General features: G+C 56.3%; 19 protein-coding genes and 1 tRNA gene. 14 read left to right on the top strand and 6 right to left on the bottom strand.

Translation table 11 applies throughout. The features are described 5' to 3' along the window. The first annotated feature begins 2 nt into the window (after positions 1-2). The 10 genes from HZB34_05720 to HZB34_05675 all read left to right on the top strand — a co-directional run bounded on the left by HZB34_05720 (position 3) and on the right by HZB34_05675 (position 8,402). Entirely contained in the window at positions 3-914 is a 912-nt protein-coding gene (locus HZB34_05720; protein MBI5315450.1) for a radical SAM protein, read from the top strand. Then, entirely contained in the window at positions 907-2,043 is a 1,137-nt protein-coding gene (locus HZB34_05715) for a radical SAM protein (GenBank protein MBI5315449.1), read from the top strand. Before HZB34_05720 ends, HZB34_05715 begins: the two co-directional genes overlap by 8 nt. Continuing rightward, the gene (locus tag HZB34_05710) at positions 2,036-2,224 is read left to right on the top strand and encodes a hypothetical protein (GenBank protein ID MBI5315448.1); all 189 of its coding nucleotides are present in this window, start codon (positions 2,036-2,038) and stop codon (positions 2,222-2,224) included. Before HZB34_05715 ends, HZB34_05710 begins: the two co-directional genes overlap by 8 nt. A 2-nt stretch (positions 2,225-2,226) precedes the next feature. After that, positions 2,227-3,129, top strand: a complete 903-nt coding sequence (locus HZB34_05705) for a hypothetical protein (protein ID MBI5315447.1) — start codon at positions 2,227-2,229, stop codon at positions 3,127-3,129. Beyond that, positions 3,126-4,184 carry a radical SAM protein gene (locus tag HZB34_05700; protein MBI5315446.1) on the top strand — a complete coding sequence of 353 codons (1,059 nt, stop codon included), beginning with the start codon at positions 3,126-3,128 and terminating at the stop codon, positions 4,182-4,184. Before HZB34_05705 ends, HZB34_05700 begins: the two co-directional genes overlap by 4 nt. After that, complete coding sequence (locus HZB34_05695; GenBank protein MBI5315445.1) at positions 4,153-5,118, top strand: nucleotidyltransferase family protein; 966 nt, start codon at positions 4,153-4,155, stop codon at positions 5,116-5,118. The genes HZB34_05700 and HZB34_05695 overlap by 32 nt, the downstream gene beginning before the upstream one ends. Beyond that, positions 5,115-5,894, top strand: a complete 780-nt coding sequence (locus HZB34_05690) for a S24/S26 family peptidase (protein ID MBI5315444.1) — start codon at positions 5,115-5,117, stop codon at positions 5,892-5,894. Before HZB34_05695 ends, HZB34_05690 begins: the two co-directional genes overlap by 4 nt. A gap of 283 nt (positions 5,895-6,177) precedes the next feature. Then, entirely contained in the window at positions 6,178-6,780 is a 603-nt protein-coding gene (locus tag HZB34_05685) for a sigma-70 family RNA polymerase sigma factor (protein MBI5315443.1), read from the top strand. Beyond that, a complete protein-coding gene (locus HZB34_05680) occupies positions 6,777-7,796 on the top strand; it encodes an anti-sigma factor (GenBank protein MBI5315442.1) in 1,020 nt (339 codons plus the stop codon). Before HZB34_05685 ends, HZB34_05680 begins: the two co-directional genes overlap by 4 nt. 114 nt (positions 7,797-7,910) lie before the next feature. Further along, positions 7,911-8,402 (top strand): nucleoside deaminase, encoded by a 492-nt coding sequence (locus HZB34_05675; GenBank protein ID MBI5315441.1) that lies wholly within the window; start codon positions 7,911-7,913, stop codon positions 8,400-8,402. Positions 8,403-8,451: 49 nt separating this feature from the next. Here HZB34_05675 and HZB34_05670 read toward each other — a convergent pair whose 3' ends face one another. Continuing rightward, a complete protein-coding gene (locus HZB34_05670; GenBank protein MBI5315440.1) occupies positions 8,452-9,240 on the bottom strand; it encodes a 4'-phosphopantetheinyl transferase superfamily protein in 789 nt (262 codons plus the stop codon). A 123-nt stretch (positions 9,241-9,363) separates the two neighbouring features. Here HZB34_05670 and HZB34_05665 point away from each other — a divergent pair. Beyond that, positions 9,364-9,453, top strand: a tRNA-Ser gene (locus HZB34_05665). Positions 9,454-10,040: 587 nt separating this feature from the next. On the opposite strand, the gene HZB34_05660 is transcribed toward HZB34_05665, so the two are convergent. After that, the gene (locus HZB34_05660) at positions 10,041-10,298 is read right to left on the bottom strand and encodes a hypothetical protein (GenBank protein ID MBI5315439.1); all 258 of its coding nucleotides are present in this window, start codon (positions 10,296-10,298) and stop codon (positions 10,041-10,043) included. Positions 10,299-11,645: 1,347 nt separating this feature from the next. Between HZB34_05660 and HZB34_05655 the strand changes: the two genes are divergently transcribed. Next, a complete protein-coding gene (locus HZB34_05655; GenBank protein MBI5315438.1) occupies positions 11,646-11,792 on the top strand; it encodes a hypothetical protein in 147 nt (48 codons plus the stop codon). A gap of 116 nt (positions 11,793-11,908) precedes the next feature. Here the strand turns inward: HZB34_05655 and HZB34_05650 are convergent, their stop codons facing one another. Then, positions 11,909-13,450, bottom strand: a complete 1,542-nt coding sequence (locus HZB34_05650) for a DUF2779 domain-containing protein (protein ID MBI5315437.1) — start codon at positions 13,448-13,450, stop codon at positions 11,909-11,911. Positions 13,451-13,639: 189 nt separating this feature from the next. Between HZB34_05650 and HZB34_05645 the strand changes: the two genes are divergently transcribed. Together HZB34_05645 and HZB34_05640 are read left to right on the top strand one after the other, a co-directional pair. After that, positions 13,640-14,965, top strand: coding sequence for an MATE family efflux transporter (locus HZB34_05645; GenBank protein ID MBI5315436.1), 1,326 nt, complete (start codon positions 13,640-13,642; stop codon positions 14,963-14,965). A 204-nt stretch (positions 14,966-15,169) separates the two neighbouring features. Beyond that, a complete protein-coding gene (locus HZB34_05640) occupies positions 15,170-15,406 on the top strand; it encodes a thioredoxin family protein (GenBank protein MBI5315435.1) in 237 nt (78 codons plus the stop codon). A gap of 99 nt (positions 15,407-15,505) precedes the next feature. Here HZB34_05640 and HZB34_05635 read toward each other — a convergent pair whose 3' ends face one another. From HZB34_05635 to HZB34_05625, 3 genes are all read right to left on the bottom strand, one after another. Then, positions 15,506-15,883 (bottom strand): DUF2628 domain-containing protein, encoded by a 378-nt coding sequence (locus HZB34_05635; GenBank protein ID MBI5315434.1) that lies wholly within the window; start codon positions 15,881-15,883, stop codon positions 15,506-15,508. A gap of 72 nt (positions 15,884-15,955) precedes the next feature. After that, positions 15,956-16,306: a helix-turn-helix transcriptional regulator gene (locus HZB34_05630; protein MBI5315433.1), complete on the bottom strand. Its 351-nt coding sequence runs from the start codon at positions 16,304-16,306 to the stop codon at positions 15,956-15,958. Then, positions 16,299-16,625 carry a type II toxin-antitoxin system RelE/ParE family toxin gene (locus HZB34_05625; protein ID MBI5315432.1) on the bottom strand — a complete coding sequence of 109 codons (327 nt, stop codon included), beginning with the start codon at positions 16,623-16,625 and terminating at the stop codon, positions 16,299-16,301. The genes HZB34_05630 and HZB34_05625 overlap by 8 nt, the downstream gene beginning before the upstream one ends. Between the last annotated feature and the right edge of the window lie 18 nt (positions 16,626-16,643).

Below are 16,643 nucleotides of genomic sequence, written 5' to 3'. Positions count from 1 at the left end.
TCATGCTTGTGCAGGATAAACTGACCCACCTTCCCGACCGTTTCCCCTACTCCTGCCAATGGGAGGTGACCTGCCGTTGCAACCTACACTGTGTCATGTGTTATACGGATTGCTTCAATCGTCCGGATGCGATCCGTCAAGAGCTCCCCACTGCTGATATCCTCCGCATCATGGATGAGCTGGCCGAGGCCGGGACGTTGGAGCTCTGCCTGACAGGAGGGGAACCGCTTGCCCGCCCGGACTTTTTTCAACTCTATGAATATGCCATCCACTGTGGATTCCTGGTTACGGTTTTTACAAACGGGACCCTGATCACGGAAGCGCAGGCCGACCGCTTTGCCGCGCTGCGGCCCCACCGCATTGAAATCAGCCTGCATGGCATAACCCGCGAGACCTTCGAACTGATTACCCTGGGACAGGGCTCCTATGACCGATGCCTCCTGGCAATCAGGATCCTCCTCGAGCGACAGATTCCTCTGGTTCTCAAGAGCACGGCAATGACGCTGAATCAGGGAGAGATCCTCGATATCAAGCGGTATGTCGAGTCTCTGGGTGCGGTGAGCTACAAGCTCGGCGAAGAAATGAGACCGGAGCTTGACGGCGGCGCAGGTCCATTTCAATATGCGCTATTAGAACAGGACCTTGCAGCTCTGAATCGACAGGATCTGGATCTCCAGAGAGATGCTGTCCAACGTAATTCGGTGGAACCGGCGCCCTGTCGAAGCGGCATGCAAAGATTCCATATCGATGCCTATGGCCAATTGCAACTGTGCTCCGGTAATCGCCGACAGAGTTACGATTTGCGAAGCGGCTCATTCCAGAGAGGGTTTTTCGAAGTCCTACCGGACTTCGCCTGCGACTGGAAAGTCCCCCTGGAACCGGCTCTAATTCAACCCACGATGCACCATGCCTGACGAGAGAACCATTCCAACCATCCAGTATGGCGACTTCAGTCAGCGAGTCCACGAGCAGGCAGCGGCGCAGCAGCGTGTCATCAAGGCCCAACTCGAACTGACCTACCGCTGCAACCTCCATTGCCGCCATTGCTACACGGATCCCTATAACCACAAGGACTTCTTTCCGCGCGAACTGATGCTCGATGAAATCCATCGACTGCTGGACGAAATGCAGCAGATCGGCATTGTCTGGCTCAATCTGACCGGGGGCGATATTTTCATGCACCCTCAGTTTTTTGAGATTTATGAAGCCGCCGTTCGGAAAGGTTTCTTACTCCAGCTCTACACCAACGGCACGCTCTTCACGAAGGCCGTCATCGAACGGCTGCAGGAAATGCCGCCCTTTACCATCGATATTTCCTGCCACTCCGTAACGGAAGAACCGTTCGACTGGTTCACACAAATTCCGGGCTCCTTCCGTGCCTTCACTCGCGGGCTTGAATTGTTGAGAGAGAGTGGCCTGCCCTTTACCCTCAAAACGAAAGCCATGAACTGGAATAGGCATGAGATTCCCGCCATCAGACAATTCGTGGAATCATTCGGGCAGAACTTCGGCTTCACGACCTCGCTCTCGCCTCGACTCAACGGCGAGCTCTCGTCCCTTACCTACCGGATGGCTCCAGACGACGTGGCTTCGCTGCACGAGGATCAATCGGCATCCGAGGGAGACGAGGAGTCCTGCAGTCTGTCCACCATGTTACAGACTCCCGACACAGACCGACTCTATCGCTGCGGCTGTGGAACGGACACAATCCACATCAATGCCTGGGGGGAACTCGGCAGCTGCACCCTGCAATATGAACGACGGGTCTCGCTCCGTACACATCGACTTGCAGATGCCATTGCAACGCTCTTCAGGGAGATTTGGAACATGCGATACCAGGGCGAGTCGCCCTGCCGCGCCTGCGAAATCCATACATTTTGCGATAAGAAGCCCTCGGACGCGCGCTGGGAATGTGGCGCAGCCGAAGCTCCAATTCCTTATGATTGTGACGTCGCGCTTGCGCTGGCACAATCGACGATGCATCAGACATTGATTCACCCATTGCGCAGAACGAGCAAGGAGGTAGTGGCACATCATGACTGAAAAAAAACCCTACAGCCCTCCCCAACTCTTCCGAGTCGAGCTGAGCCAGGAGCAGGCCATCTTGAGCGCCTGCAGTTTAACCGCCTCCAATCCCATGGCAGGCGGCGGTGATATCCGCTGCCGACCAGGAGCCTGTAAGAAAGCAGCCGCTGTGGGTGACAGTGGCATGCGCCCTTCGTAAAGATGAAAATCGAACTTTCTATCGCCGGTTATAGAATCAGGCTGACGGAAGCCCAAGACCATCCGCCCATCAGCTGGCCGATGCATCCGTTCGGTGGATTCCTCGACCATTCCGACCGACAGATGGATATCGAGACCGCCGTCACGGTTGTCGAGGCACTCCCGAGCCTGACACATGGGCCACTCCAATTCGATGCCTGCCACGGCCTTTGGCGTCTCTATGAGACAGCTGCTGGTTCGCTATTAGAGTCTCTGGATACCGAGACCCACCAACCCTACGCTCTCGCACTCATCACCAAAGACTTTTCACATGTAGATGTGTGGACAAAAGGTGAAAAGACCGGCTCGGCGGTGGGCTGGGTGCCAATGAAGATCATTAACCCTATTGTTGAAGCATGTCTATTGACCAGACTTGCGCGTGAGGGAGGGATTCTCCTCCACTCGGCAGGGGTCCTTTCACCGACAGGAGGATACATCTTCACTGGGGCCTCTGGCACAGGCAAATCCACGCTGTCGGAGTTCTTCGATGCCCGTGGCGCATGTGTGTTAAGCGATGAGCGCATGATCATCCGCAAGGACGGAGGGGACTTTGTCGTACATGGGACGCCGTGGGTCGGCAGCGGCGCCTACGCGAAGAACGAGTCGGGCCCGCTGACAGAACTATTTTGCATCAGTCATGGGCCACAACACCAGATCGACAAGCTCTCTCCCGCTGCCGCGCTGGCACTGATCCTCCCCCAATGTTTTCTTCCCCATTGGGATCGCGCCGCCATGGAATCCACACTGGCGTTTTTGAGCGACCTGGTCTCTCATGTTCCTTGCCGGCGACTCATATTTGCGAAATGTCCTGATATTGTGGACTACGTCCAGAATCAGCTGGAAGGGATAGCACTGGTGTCTCCATGAAGAACCTGGATGCTGATACCTTTCATGAATTGCTCTCGACCAAAGCAAATGCGTCACGCCGGCCGGAAGGGGTGACCTTCGAGTTGACCTACGGCTGCAACCTGCGATGCGTCCATTGCTACAATCCGACCCATCGTGCACTACCCCATGAACTCACGACCTTAGAGATTTGTACGCTCCTCAACCAGATCTCTGATCTTGGCGTGCTCACCATCACGTTTACCGGAGGCGAACCAAGCATACGCCCCGACATCGGTGACATTCTTCGACATACACGTCGGCAGGGATTGATGACTCACCTCATGACCAACGCCACCCGAATCACCGCATCCTTCGCGGATCTCCTCCATGAAGCTGCGGTCAGTCAAATTAATGTCTCGATTTATGGCGCGACAGAAGAAGTCTATGAGCAGATGACCGGAGTCCCAGGCTCCTATCGCCAGTTTCGACAGGGTCTGCTCAATCTTGCCGCTGCCTCGTTGCCCGTCGTCGTTCGGATGCCTGTGACTACCATCAACTACAATGAAATCCAGGCATGTCGACACCTCGTGGAATCCCTACGGATGAAATTCCAATATTGTCTGGAGATCATGACCACCATCACCGGCGACCGGATGCCATTACAATATCGCCTTGCTCCCGAGCACAAGGCTCTGATCGATCGTGAGCTGCTCTCATACCGGAGCAATGACGGGCCGGAAACAGCCTGTTCCACTCCGGAGTCCTTCATCGAATGCGCCTGCGGCCACACTCGATTTGCGATCACTCCCTATGGAAAAATGAACCTCTGCACCGCCTTCCCGATCCCGAGCTATGATCTCCGCACCGGGACGGTGAAAGAAGGCTGGGAGCTGCTCAAGCAGACTGTCGACCAAGCGCACCCGAGCGACCGTTACGAATGTCCCACCTGTGAGGTGCGGCCCCACTGCCGGCAGGGTCGAAGCGATGCTTGGCTCGAAACAGGAGATATGAGTTCGTGCCTCCCGCACTTTAAGGAGTGGGCACAATTGGAGTATCACACCCATGCCCTCCTTGACCCTCGACGATCTCGCTGACGCCTACCAGCTGGTCAGCCAGGTCAACAAACGTCTGCTCGATGAGTATGAACTCGTCGGCCGGATGTTCCAGCAGCAGGGCATAGACTGCATCCTTCTGAAAGGGGCCGATCTGCTCTCGCGCCTTTATGGCATGCGTGGGACCAGGCCCCTCTCAGACGTGGATCTGCTGGTCCATGAACGGGACCTTCCTTCTATTCACCGGCTGCTGCTTGAGGCAGGATTTACACAACAGATCGATGGCAACCCTGCCTATCGTTCGTCCAACTCCGCACTCGCTCTGGATCTAATCCCGGAGCTCTGGTATCTCGACGAAGAGGGCCTTGCCGCTCTATGGAAACGAGCATGTACGAGACAGCTTGGTCAGGTAACGGTCAAGCACCTGGCATCCGACGACCTGTTGCTCTATCTCATCGCCTACACAGTCGTGCATCGGGGGCATCTCTCCCCTTCTTTTTTCACCGATCTCCAGTTATTGTTCCAGAAGGAACCGCTCCATTGGCCCCGGCTTGTCGAGGAATCGATCCGACACCACCTCAAGATTCCTTTCTACCACGGCCTTCGCCAACTGGCATTGTCGAATGCGACCATCGATATTCCTTCTTCCGTAATCCAGCAACTCGCGCCGGAGACGATGGCTGAACAGGCACTGGAGTTCCTTTTCCGACGATTAGTGACGACCCAGCCGCTTCCCGAACTGGGCCATTTTTTATTGTGGATCACACAACCGCCTGGGCGCAGGCTTGCCTGGCTCCGACACACCCTCCTCCCCTCCTCGCTCTTCCTGGCTTATCGGTATGGAAGTGACCGTGCAAAGCGGCCCCGGCAGACCACCATCGCCAGATGGTGGCAACTCGCAAGAGCGGGAAACATCTTGCTCGTCCGCATGATGATCCGTCTCTTCGCTGACCAAAGAGCCAGGACATCCTCATGATCCAGCTCCTACCCTCGTTCAGTTTGGATCGCCGTTTTGCTGTGCAGGACTTACCGGATGAACTTCAACTGCCGCTCCTCAGCAACATGGTCGTCCCTCGTATCGTCTCTTCGAGCATGACACCGACGATTCAGGCTGGCGACAGGCTTGAACTCAGTCCTCCGACCTCTCTGACCGTTGGCTCGATCGTTGTATTTCGGAATGGCTCTCTGCTCGTCTGCCACCGCATTACCTCTATCGATCCACGAGGCACCCTCCTGACCAGAGGCGACGCAACAGAAAGCAGCTGCGAGATCGTCGAGCCAAGCTCTGTAATCGGAATAGTTACGGGAGTGCTGCGCGAGGGCACTTACATATCATTCGGACAAGGCCTACCGGCAGTATCCGCCTCGGAACAACAGAATAGCCTCAAGACTCAGGCGTGGGCTGTGGTCGTCCAATCTGGCACCAGGACTATTCATGCGCTCGCGAGACTTTCCATCTTCCAGCATCTTCTGGCCCTGCTACTCCGATGGGTAGCCACGGTTGATGTCCTTGCCCCTGCACCACTCCGATCTCTCCCCTCTCACTCCAAGATCGCCTCGCTCACATTCCCAATATCCCCGCACATGGCCGACCTTCTTGCTGCGTCCAACAGACAGAAGCAAGCAAATTATGTCGTCCGGCTGGGGCCCTGGCGGGTAGCACAATACGATCCGGCTACAGCATCTCTCCTGCTCCGTCAATCTTTCCGGGATGCCGGTCTCGAGCCATTCTTTCTGACAATGCTGCATTGAACAGCGAGACACCCGAATAGTATCCAAACAAGTCCCCAAGTGCATAACTCTCCCGCAGGATGCTCAAAAAGATCGTCCAGCAAGGCCGCAGCCGATGAACGCACCGGAGGCGTACCCTCAGGGGTACATTGAGGATGCGTTCAAGGCGAGAACGCCGCTGGCGGACTTTTTCAGCATCCTGCTGAAACGCACATCCTTTTGCCGGTTCTCTCCGTAGGATGCTATAGTCGTGGCGGACATGGGGCGATCCTGGATTTTCGTTACAGTCTGACGTTCGTTCGTTATGGATACACCCTCACAGCAAGCCACCTCTACGATTGATCCGACCCTACTGGCCCGCGTGGCTAAAGGTGATCACCAGGCTTTCAGCCAACTCTATGACCATTCGAGCACGCTCTTGTTTACGCTGGCAGTGAGGATCTTGGGAAATCACGAGGAGGCTGCAGAACTCTTGCAGGATGTCTATTTGGAAGTCTGGCGAAAGGTCTCTCGCTATGACGTCGGGCGGGGAACACCGATTGCATGGCTGATCACCCTCACCAAGAGCCGTGCCATAGACCGGCTACGCGCCAGAACCGCGCGAGGCCATCACACTACGGGCTCGGTGGAAGCCGGGACTGCGACGCAGCTAACCGATGAGGGCCCGAGTCCGTTTGAAACGAAAGCCGATCAAGAACTCCGTACTGCGGTAATAACGGCTGTGGCGGGATTGCCCCAGGCCCAGCAACAAGCGATTGAATTGGCCTACTATGAGGGACTCTCCCATACCGAGATCGCGTCGCGGTTGAACCAGCCGCTCGGTACTGTGAAAACCAGAATCAAACTTGGGATGTCCAAACTCCGGGAGGTTCTCCAACAGTGGCGGAACACTGGTGATCTGCAATGACACACGAAGAACTTGAAGCATCAGTTCCCTTGTATGCCGCAGGCGCCCTGGACCGAACCGAGCGACAGGCACTGGAAGCCCACTTACTCTCCGGCTGCAGCGCCTGTCATGCTGCGCTGAAGGACTATCAATCCATCGCGGCGCTCCTCCCGCTGAGCCTCAGTCCGATCAAGCCCCCACAGGCCCTCAAATCCAAGATCATGGCTGAGCGAGGCCCGGCGCCGGTTCCAGTGGAACTGCCGCCAAAGGTCGAACCGGTCCGGCAGAGTTTGGAACCGGGTGAATGGATGGACCATCTCTTTCCTCCTGTGGCCCCTGCCAAATCATCGTCACTACCATGGGCTCTTGGCATCGCAGCAGTCCTGGTCGTGGCAGTCGTCGGGCTACTCGTGTGGAATATTTCGACACAACGTTCCATCGACACATCGAACATCAACCAACTCGAAGCCTCGCTCAAGGACAAGTCGGCAGCGCTAACCGCTGCGCAGCGCGAGGCCAAGGAACAGGCCAAAACCCTCGACGAATTGCGCGACGAACTGCAGCGGAGAACGCACGAAATAACGGTGGCCAAGGAACAACTGGCCCTGCGTGAGACTGAGCTGGAAGAGGCGCATACACAATTGACCCAGCGCAACGGGAGTCGCACTATCGCGACTCCGCAAGACGAGTTCGCCACCCTGCTTCGAAGTCCCAACATTAAGGCCGTGTCTCTCGCCGGATCGGACGTGGCGAAGCAAGCCGTAGGATTCCTGCTGTACGATTCTCGAACGCAAAACGCTTGGCTCTACTCTGTGAACCTCCCGGAATGCCCCGCTGGTACGACCTACCAACTATGGGCTGTTCACGACAAACCGGTGGGTATTGGAACGTTTCGCATGAATGCCGGAGAAACCGCTCGCCTCCTGGTTAAAAAGCTGCCGACCTTCAACGAGGCGAAGAACTTTGCTGTCAGCCTTGAGCCCTCGGGCGGCAGCCCGCAACCGACTGGACAGATATACCTCTTGAGCCGGTCATAGCAGGATGCTGAAAAAGCGGCGGGATGGCTGAGCCGATCCCCGTGCTCGCGGAACGCGCACGATCGGAAGGTGCTCGTTCGACGCGCGCAGATGGGATCAGTCCAGCCACCCCTTATGAACGAAAGAGTTCTTACTGTGCCGACGGATGAACAGAATCAGGACGTGACCTTCATGCGGGCGGCGATCGAGGAAGCTGCCCGCGCTACGGCGATCTCAGAAATTCCTATCGCGGCGCTTCTGGTCCACAACGGCGCGATACTCGCCCGCTCCCACAATTATCGCGAAACCTGGCAAGACCCCACCGCCCACGCCGAGATGATCGTCATCCGTGAGACAGCGAAAGCCCTCGGCAGCTGGCGGCTCATTGACACGACTCTCTATGTGACTCTCGAACCCTGCGCCATGTGCCTTGGCGCCATCATCCTTGCGCGGATTCCCCGTCTGGTCTTCGGCGCCCGAGACCCCAAGGCCGGCGCCTGTGGATCGGTGATGGATTTCACAAATGAACCCCGCTTGAATCACCGTGTCGAGGTGGCAGGAGGAGTTCTGGAAGAAGAAAGCCAGGCACTGCTCAAACAATTCTTTCGACGATTACGGACCGAATGACACGCCTTTCTCCAGCCTTAAGCCTCCAACCTCTAACATCCCCCCAGCCTCAAACCTCCTCGGCGGTCTGTGCGCTCACGTTCCAATCCTTTCCGTAGAGGGCCACTGCTCCTTGCCAGCCGCCACCACAGGCAAGCCATCGAATCATCCATCCTGGCTGGAGCCCTGCCCCGTCGGGTGGACACACCCCCGAGCCCGTCGCATCGGGTGGAGTGAAGACCTCGCAGCTACGCAGTGACAGTAGGCCAACCCCTTGACCTTTTAGTACCGCTTCCTTGGCTACCCAGTAGCGATAGAACTGCTGCACCCGGGCAAGTCCGGACCGGCTCATGATCTCCTGATATTCAACGGGCGAATAAAACCGTTCGGCGAGCTTGTCGACCTCGGCCTTGTCCCTTACCTCTTCGAGATCGATCCCGACATCCTGTCCCCGGGTCACAGCAATGAGCATACGCCCGCGAGAATGAGATAGATTGAAACGGAGTTCGTGCTGGTTCCCCTGCTCATCCAACAAGGCTGGTTTGCCGGTCGCGCCGGCTTGGAACCGCAATGCCGCCGGATCGAGTCCGGTGTAGCGAGCAAGCACAGCCCGCAAACCGCCATGCGCGAGGCCGTATCGGATCTGATCTTCCCGGCGGATGAACCGAGCAGCCCTTCCACACTCTTCCTCGCTCAGCCAGGCACGGCAACGTTTCAACACCGCGGCGTTTCCATCAAGAGAAAAGCCCCAAACATGAACAGTCCGGCCGACCAGTCTGAGTGGCAGAGAATGATCTGCCGTCGTCAGTCCTTCAATGGACGGGAAGGCCACGACCGGCTCAGCTATGCTAGGATTCATTGATACGTTCCCGGTTCAGGGGATTGAAAAATCAGACTCTCCAGGGTAAGCTCCCACAGCCGATCGCAGCGATGCTACTTATGCCAGCAACCCTACCTCGGCGTGAGGAAAGTTCTACCTAGCGGAGAGGTGCGAGAGTGGCCGAATCGGGCAGTCTCGAAAACTGCTGTCCTGGCAACGGGACCGTGGGTTCGATCCCCACCCTCTCCGCCAATTTGTAACAGGTTTCACGGCCAGGCCCGACTTACTCAGGCCTGGTACCTCCCCCCACTGTAACCGGTAGCCGCAAATCTTCATAGCCACTGCCCAGCATCCCTGCCTCAGAAGATTCCGCCTTCCAGTCCGTCCCAGATCATGGAACAGTACCCCTGACATGTCCAGCCGCTTCCTGAAGGCAGTCCAATCATGCTCAAGACTCTTCACGCGCTGGCCCTTTCGCACACATCATCCGTGGGCTGCTTGAATATTCACAGCTTCATACTTCCTTCGCTTTTAACATCACCTTCAAGAAATCATCCGGTTATTTCCGGACGACGTGACATATGCGTTTGGGCCGGCTCAGGCTCCAGACGAATATAGTACTACTCCATATCCATGTGCATATCCCACTGAAAGGAGAGAATCTCTCCTTCTCCTGTACCCTCCTTGAGCGCCGGCCTAGAACCAGCCCCGCTGAGGGGCGAGCCCGCCGGCCGCCGGCGTATCGCAACAGCGGATCGGCGATTGCAGCACAAGAGTCATGAATAATGCGGGCGAGCTGCTCCAACGAAGAATCTCTTGTGGACTGTTGATGCTAACGGTTAGAGGATCCTCGACATAACAAGAATGATGACGGACCACAGTAGGATGGACAATCCAACTCCCAAGCTGATTCCCTTTGCGGGACCGAGGGAATCAGCTTCAGATTCCTCCTCAGGAACGTTCAATACCGAAACCGGTGCAAGAGAGCGGTGCCGAGTCCTGAGGCCTTGAGTGGCATCAAGGACTTCATGATCGACAGCCAAATTACCCCATGATTGAGGATACTTCCGTATTTCTTGTTTGTGTTTCAGGTTCATCCTTGTCCCTCCTTTAGTTGCGCACATCTTGCGTCGAGTGCCTATTACAACGTTGGATGACGTCGGATCGCCTCTCGGCCGGCCTCTCGTAGACCGCGAACTTATGGGGTAAATGCATGACTCAAGCCATGAAGAGGGGTGGTCATACAAAGAGATTACCCCGAGTCATGGCCAAGCGCCATAACCCTAAGTGGGGCACTCAGCCTCCCAAAGCGGTATCTCGGGGATATGCCTTCTGAATACAGGAGAGTCGCTTGTCGGTAGCGGATTGAGTGAGGCGCTACTGCAAGGGGCCATGAGCAGATACCTTACTAGCAGACTGTTGACAAAGTCCGCCAGCAGGGGGAGGGATGGCCCGGTGAGTCCCCTGTGCTCGCGCAACGCGCGGCCTCAGAAGGCCCTCGTTGGACGCGCGCAGTGGGGGACTCATCCGGGCCATCCCTAGGATAAAGTAAACGAACGAGATTGGAAGACCTATCTTAGATCGCTTGCTGTGGCCTTGCCCGTGGCAACGGCGCGTCTTGACGCGCCGGGGTTGGGTGGGTGAGAAGGCTAGCCTTTCTGAACAGCCTGCGATGGCTTCTGAAAGGGGCTGCGAGTATCCAGACCTTGTGTGTCTGTTCTGTTCAAGTAGTTTGTCGACACCCTGCTAGACACATAAATTTGTTGTGCGGGACATGGGAAGAATTCGAAAGGACCCTTAGCTGTGGATAAGTATTGTGATCTAGGGGTGATCTCTGGGTATTCCGGCAAGTACACCCGTACCAACCGAACGCGAATAGTCGAGTCAATAGCAAATGTGGATTATTGCCCCGGATGACTTCGATGACCACAACATATAGCGGGTCGGATTTGTGAGGCCCAATGCCCAAAAAATAGGCACCGTGCTATCCGGGAGGTTACTCCGGCCCATTCTGCACTCGAGCCCAATGTTATACACAGGATTATCCCCAGAAGATGGGGACTACCCAATCTAGTGGCAACCGGACGGACTCAGAATGCCAGGTACGAAGCTCATGACCGGCAGTGCGTTACAAGCCTGAGTAAACCTTAGCCCTTTCGAGGTGGCCATCTCCCCACGAAAGCTGCATAGATTTTCAGGCTCTTCAACAGTACTTTTACAGCAAGAAGCAGGATTCATGGGGCGTCTGCGTGATGTGAGGCATAGACAAATCCTGTGAGAGCTTCCAGCGGAAAATTCGTAGATAGCTGGCAGCAGCAGATCCGCACGAGACATTGTCCCTGTTGCGGATATCAGTTGATCAGGCTTGATCTCGCAACAGGCTGGATCTGCCCTGCGGATGGATGAGTGGACAAGAGCACAATCACCAAGAGAAGAGGCCCATCATGAATGATACGGTCCTCCATGATATTCGGGGCGGTTTTTTTCTGATGGCGGGCTTGGCCGCATTGGCCCTCATCTGTACTATCGCCGCGTTAAGTGCTGTCTTGCGTCCGACTCGATGGGCTGACCGCAAGCTCGCCCAATTCTAACCGGTGTGGCCCTCGTTCCTAGTCCTTCAGTCCGGCACTGGCCCGCTTCACACACCTACCATCGCCGCCGAAGAGACAGGGCGTGGATGGTGCACAGGCCTTGGGTTCCCGTCTGCCTACCCCATCTGACTAGTGTCGCTTGACATCTGCGCCTTTTCCATTAATGCGCGCCGGAGCTCCACCATCGCCAAGGTATCCCGGGCACAGTATCGCAGCAGCGCCTCTTCAATCGTCGCCCGCTCAACCCAATCCGTTTCGACAAAGACCATACGGTAGTACTCACTGGCCGCATGTCCTCCTTCTTTGATCGCCAGGTCGTCATACCTTAGCGATGGGATGAGAGCGGGAAGAACCTCCTTCAGTGAGTAAGATCCATTGAAACGTGGATGATAGTAATGATCGCGTACGATGGGATGCAGATCCCAGATGCGTTGCACCAGTGCTCGGAGAGCCGTTCGCAACGTAGGAAGCGCCTCCGCCAGCTGCTCGATGACGGACTTTTCATAGGCCGAGTACACACAGATGCTCCCTTTGCTTCCAAGCGAAGCCAGCAGAGCCTCAGCAAGGACGTTCCGGGGATCGCTCAGGTTCTTATGCAGAAACTCCTCGTGCTGCAGTTCGCCGGTTGCCTGCTCGATATGATTCGACCACTGGACCGGTAAGGCTTGATAGGGTCTCGTTTCCAAAAATCGCGGCACCGGCAGCATCACCGTTTCAAAATCGAGGTGATGTACCGGATATTGGACCGCCTTCAGCACAGGACCCAGTTTCGGTGACACCCACTCAATATTCTCCTTCACACGACGCTGGACCGCGGACAGCTTCGTGCCAACTGGTATCTCATCGATTGTCATCACCCCCTGCTGAGTCAACTGATCGACCACCTGCTTCGATCCAGGCAAGTAATGAATCCACCGAGCCGGCTTGTCTTTGGTGCAATGGTCCCAGAAGGGGCAATCATAGGGTGTGTGACAATGGCGATCCGGTTCAATGGCAGGAGGTTCCGTCTGGAGTAACATACGACCCATCTCGGCCAACCGCTCAGGTACCTGAGCCCGCCGTTGCGCGACAGCCTCCGATAGGTCCTGAATCGCAAACAATTCAGTCAGATCAATCGCGCCATTCCGGTAGAGGTACCCGGTATTGATATGCATGAGACAGACGGACGCGAGCGCCAGGCCCGCCCCTAATATCACTTCGCTTTGAACGGCGAGGTCTTCGAGGTGCACGTCCTTGACCCTGGTCGAAGACTTGACCTCGATCAGACGCCAGCCACGAAATTGTCCCTCTTCGGTCCTGACACGCGCCAGCACATCTGCGCGAATCAGCACCCCACCGTGCACAAATGCCCCTTCGAAGATGGCAGGCACGGCAAGGTCCTGGACCAGTGCGGCAGTCTGCTCAAGCGCTGCTTCTGATTGGCGATACCCAGCCGTCACCAGGATACCGCCAGGAAAACGGCTCCGTGCCAATTCTCCAACTTCTGTTCCCATATCGAACATCGCCTGAGTTGCCGCATCCGGCTTCGTCGCCAGAGACGGATGATGGACTTCGAGGTACAGACGCTTATGACATTGAAGGCCTGACAGGAATTTTGACTTTGACAGGCGCAAAGCCTTCAGAGGAGCCGTCGGCGAGAGATCGCTGAGTTCACTCATGATCAATAGACCCTAAACGGCCAGACCGGCGTTTGTCCAGCCCGATAGCCTCGCGAGAATCGCGAGGCGGCTGAGACTGGTTGATCTGGTTTGTTTTGTTTATCTGGTTGGTCTTGTATAACCAAACAAACGAGACAAACCAAATAAACCAAGTAACTGTCTGCTTCATCCTGCTAGGATGCTGAGCGCATGGCATCTCGCGTTGCACAGATCAGAAGCTCCGTCCTGACCCTTGCCTTACCAGTCACGGTCAGCACCCTGCTCCAACGTACCGAGGGTATCGCCGCCGTGTTCCTCGTCGGCGGTCTCGGCGCTACATCCATTGCAGCGGTCGGACTCGGCCAGTTGCTGGCCTTCATGGCCACCACACTCGTTTCCGGATTATCGGTGGGTGCGAATGTCCTCATCGCCCAACTCTGGGGTGCTCGCCGGACCAAAGACGTCGGGGAGGCTGCCACCCATCTCCTGGGATTGGCCGCTATCATATCCTGCATGCTCATGGCACTCGGTTGGTCCCTGAATCGTGTCCTCATGAATCTGCTTGGCGCAGAGAACGACGTCATCTCACTGGCCCTTCCCTATTCGAACCTCATCTTCCTGGTCATTCCCTGTACGATCTTCTTGCAGGTGCTCTCATCGATCATGCAAGGCACCGGAGACACCAAGACTCCGATGTATGCCTTGATCGTGATCAATCTCCTCTATCTGACAATCGCCTACCCCCTGATCTACGGACTCTGGGGTTTCCCTGCCTGGGGCATCACGGGAGCAGCAGTTGCAACGGGGGTTGCGGAAGCAGCAGGCGTGGTCTATCTGCTCTGGGCCTGCCGAACGCTCTTCAAGAAATCTTTCCATATTAGATACGATCTCCTCCGCTCCACCTGGCAGATCGGAGCCTCGGTCTCCGGCGAGCGAATGTTTCAACAGACGGGAATCATCCTCTATACGAAAATCGTCCTGCTCTACGGCACGGTGACGTACGCCGCCCATCAAGTCGGCCTGTCGATCGAATCTCTATCGTTCCTGCCAGGCTACGGCTTCGCGATCGCGGCAGCCACGATGGTGGGCCAGAGTATCGGCGCGGGAAAGTATGTCCGGGCCAAACTCGAAAACTGGGAAGCCAACCGTCTGGCCACGATAGCCATGGCCGCAATGGGCGTCCTCTTCTTTTTCTTTCCTTACCTACTTCTGCGAGCCTTTACCAATGACGAAGCGGTCGTCGAACTCGGGACGATATTCCTGCGTATCGTGGCAATCTTACAGATCCCGCTCGCACTCACCATGGTTCTGGCCGGCTCGTTGCGTGGAGCAGGCGATACCAGGTTCATCATGGTAACGACGACGATCGGCATGTGGGGAGTCCGCATACCGCTCGCGATGATCGCAGGGCCTTGGCTCGCACTCGATGTGCTCTTCGTGTGGAGCGCGATGATCGTCGACTGGACCGTTCGGATGGGACTCTTGCTGTGGCGCTACCGGTCGGAACGGTGGAAGGAGATTCAGGTGATTCGCTGAGTGCAGGGTTTGAGGTTCGAGGCTGAAGGCTGAAAGCATGAGGCGGGATTTTCCTGTTGCATTCAATATTAAATAATTAGTACGTTACTTCACATGACAATCGAGGCACCACACGGTGCCTACTAGCTGGAGTCGGACGCAGTTTCAATTCTGCCCGAATTACGGCACTCGTACCAACACCATCACATCGGGAGGGGGATCATTATGAAAACGAAAGCGATTTTTTACCACGCGGGCTGTCCGGTATGCGTTGCGGCTGAACAGAGCGTCGCCAACGCTCTGGATCCGGCGAAATATACGGTGGAGCACGTTCACCTCGGCACGAGCAAGGCGCGGATAAAAGAAGCTGAAGCTGCCGGCGTGAAGTCTGTGCCGGCCTTAGTGATGAATGGCGCGGCGTTTCACATTAACTTCGGCGCCGGCATTGACGCATTGAAGTAACCACGGCAGTTTTCTGACGGCACTGAATGCAGGGGGCGTGCCTCACGGCACGCCCCCTTGTTGTTTCCCACCGAGGAGCGCAGCGCCCGGTCCACTGGACTAGGGTTCACCTGCCACCTGCGAAATTGCCGCCTCGGGGGTTTCAGCCTGAACCGTGCGGACCATTTCGAATCCGCGCCGGACGAGATTCCTCTCCCGCCATGTGTTTCCTTTGAGCCCTGGTATGAGACTGAGCGCACAATATCCCACGACGAGATGAAGATAGATCAGAGCTTGAGCGACACCCGGTTCGAATTTGTCGGTACCGGGGTCGACCAGTGACAGGGATAAGTACAGGGCGACCCAAAGAGCGGCCAAGCCCCAGAGCTGCTTGGCGAGCATCCATATCGGCCCGGCAGATGCCGCCGGCCAGGAGAAGCCGACCTTCACAGCTTCGAGACCCTGGACTGGGTGTCGATACACATTGAATGTCTTCATGCACCCACCATTGGAAGAGCCAACGGCTGCGCCTCAGCCGCGCGTGGCATGCCGCAGGAAACGAAGCGGGGACTAGGCTGAACGGCGCATTGCCACCTTTGCAGCATGTGCGGTCGAGCCCCTCGTACGCCGGAGAGAGTTCTTGATCAGACGAATCTCTACTTTGTAGCCAAGAGCCTTCGCATACTTTTGAAGCGTGGCGATCGAGGGAGAATGCTTCGGTTCGGCTGACTCCAGACGCGCAATGGCCGATTGAGTCGTGCCAATGCGAGCCGCAACTTCCGCCTGTGTAAGGCCGGACCCTGCCCTTGCCTTCAACAGCTCATCGAGAAATGCAAACTCCTCGGCCAAGTCATCATAGGCCTTCTTCACATCCGGACGCACAAGCGCACGTACTTTGAATCGCTTGAGAGTGTTAGTCATGCTTTACCTCCTTCATCCGCCGCCGCGCGAGGTCAAGTTCCCTGGATGGTGTCTTCTCCGTCTTCTTCACGAACTGGTGAAGAAAAATAACTCGGCGGCCGACCACGGTGCAATACAACACCCGCGCAATTCCCTCTGCAGCCTTGATCCCAAGTTCAAAAATCCCTCCGCCCATGGCCCGAGTGTGCGGCATACCAAGATCTGGGCCATAAGTCTCCATCTTCTCGGCATACAGGAGAAAACGAGCAAGAATACCGGCCGGCAGAGCGAGAATTTCTTCTTCTACTCGTTGACTGTAGAAGGATATGGCCCAGATCACGATTACACTATAGCATAT

This window comes from Nitrospirota bacterium, from assembly GCA_016219645.1.
In the GTDB taxonomy this organism is placed as follows: Bacteria; Nitrospirota; Nitrospiria; order Nitrospirales; family Nitrospiraceae; genus Palsa-1315.
The sequence above is the reverse complement of the archived record's forward strand: the minus strand, read 5'-3'. Positions and strand labels throughout refer to the sequence as shown.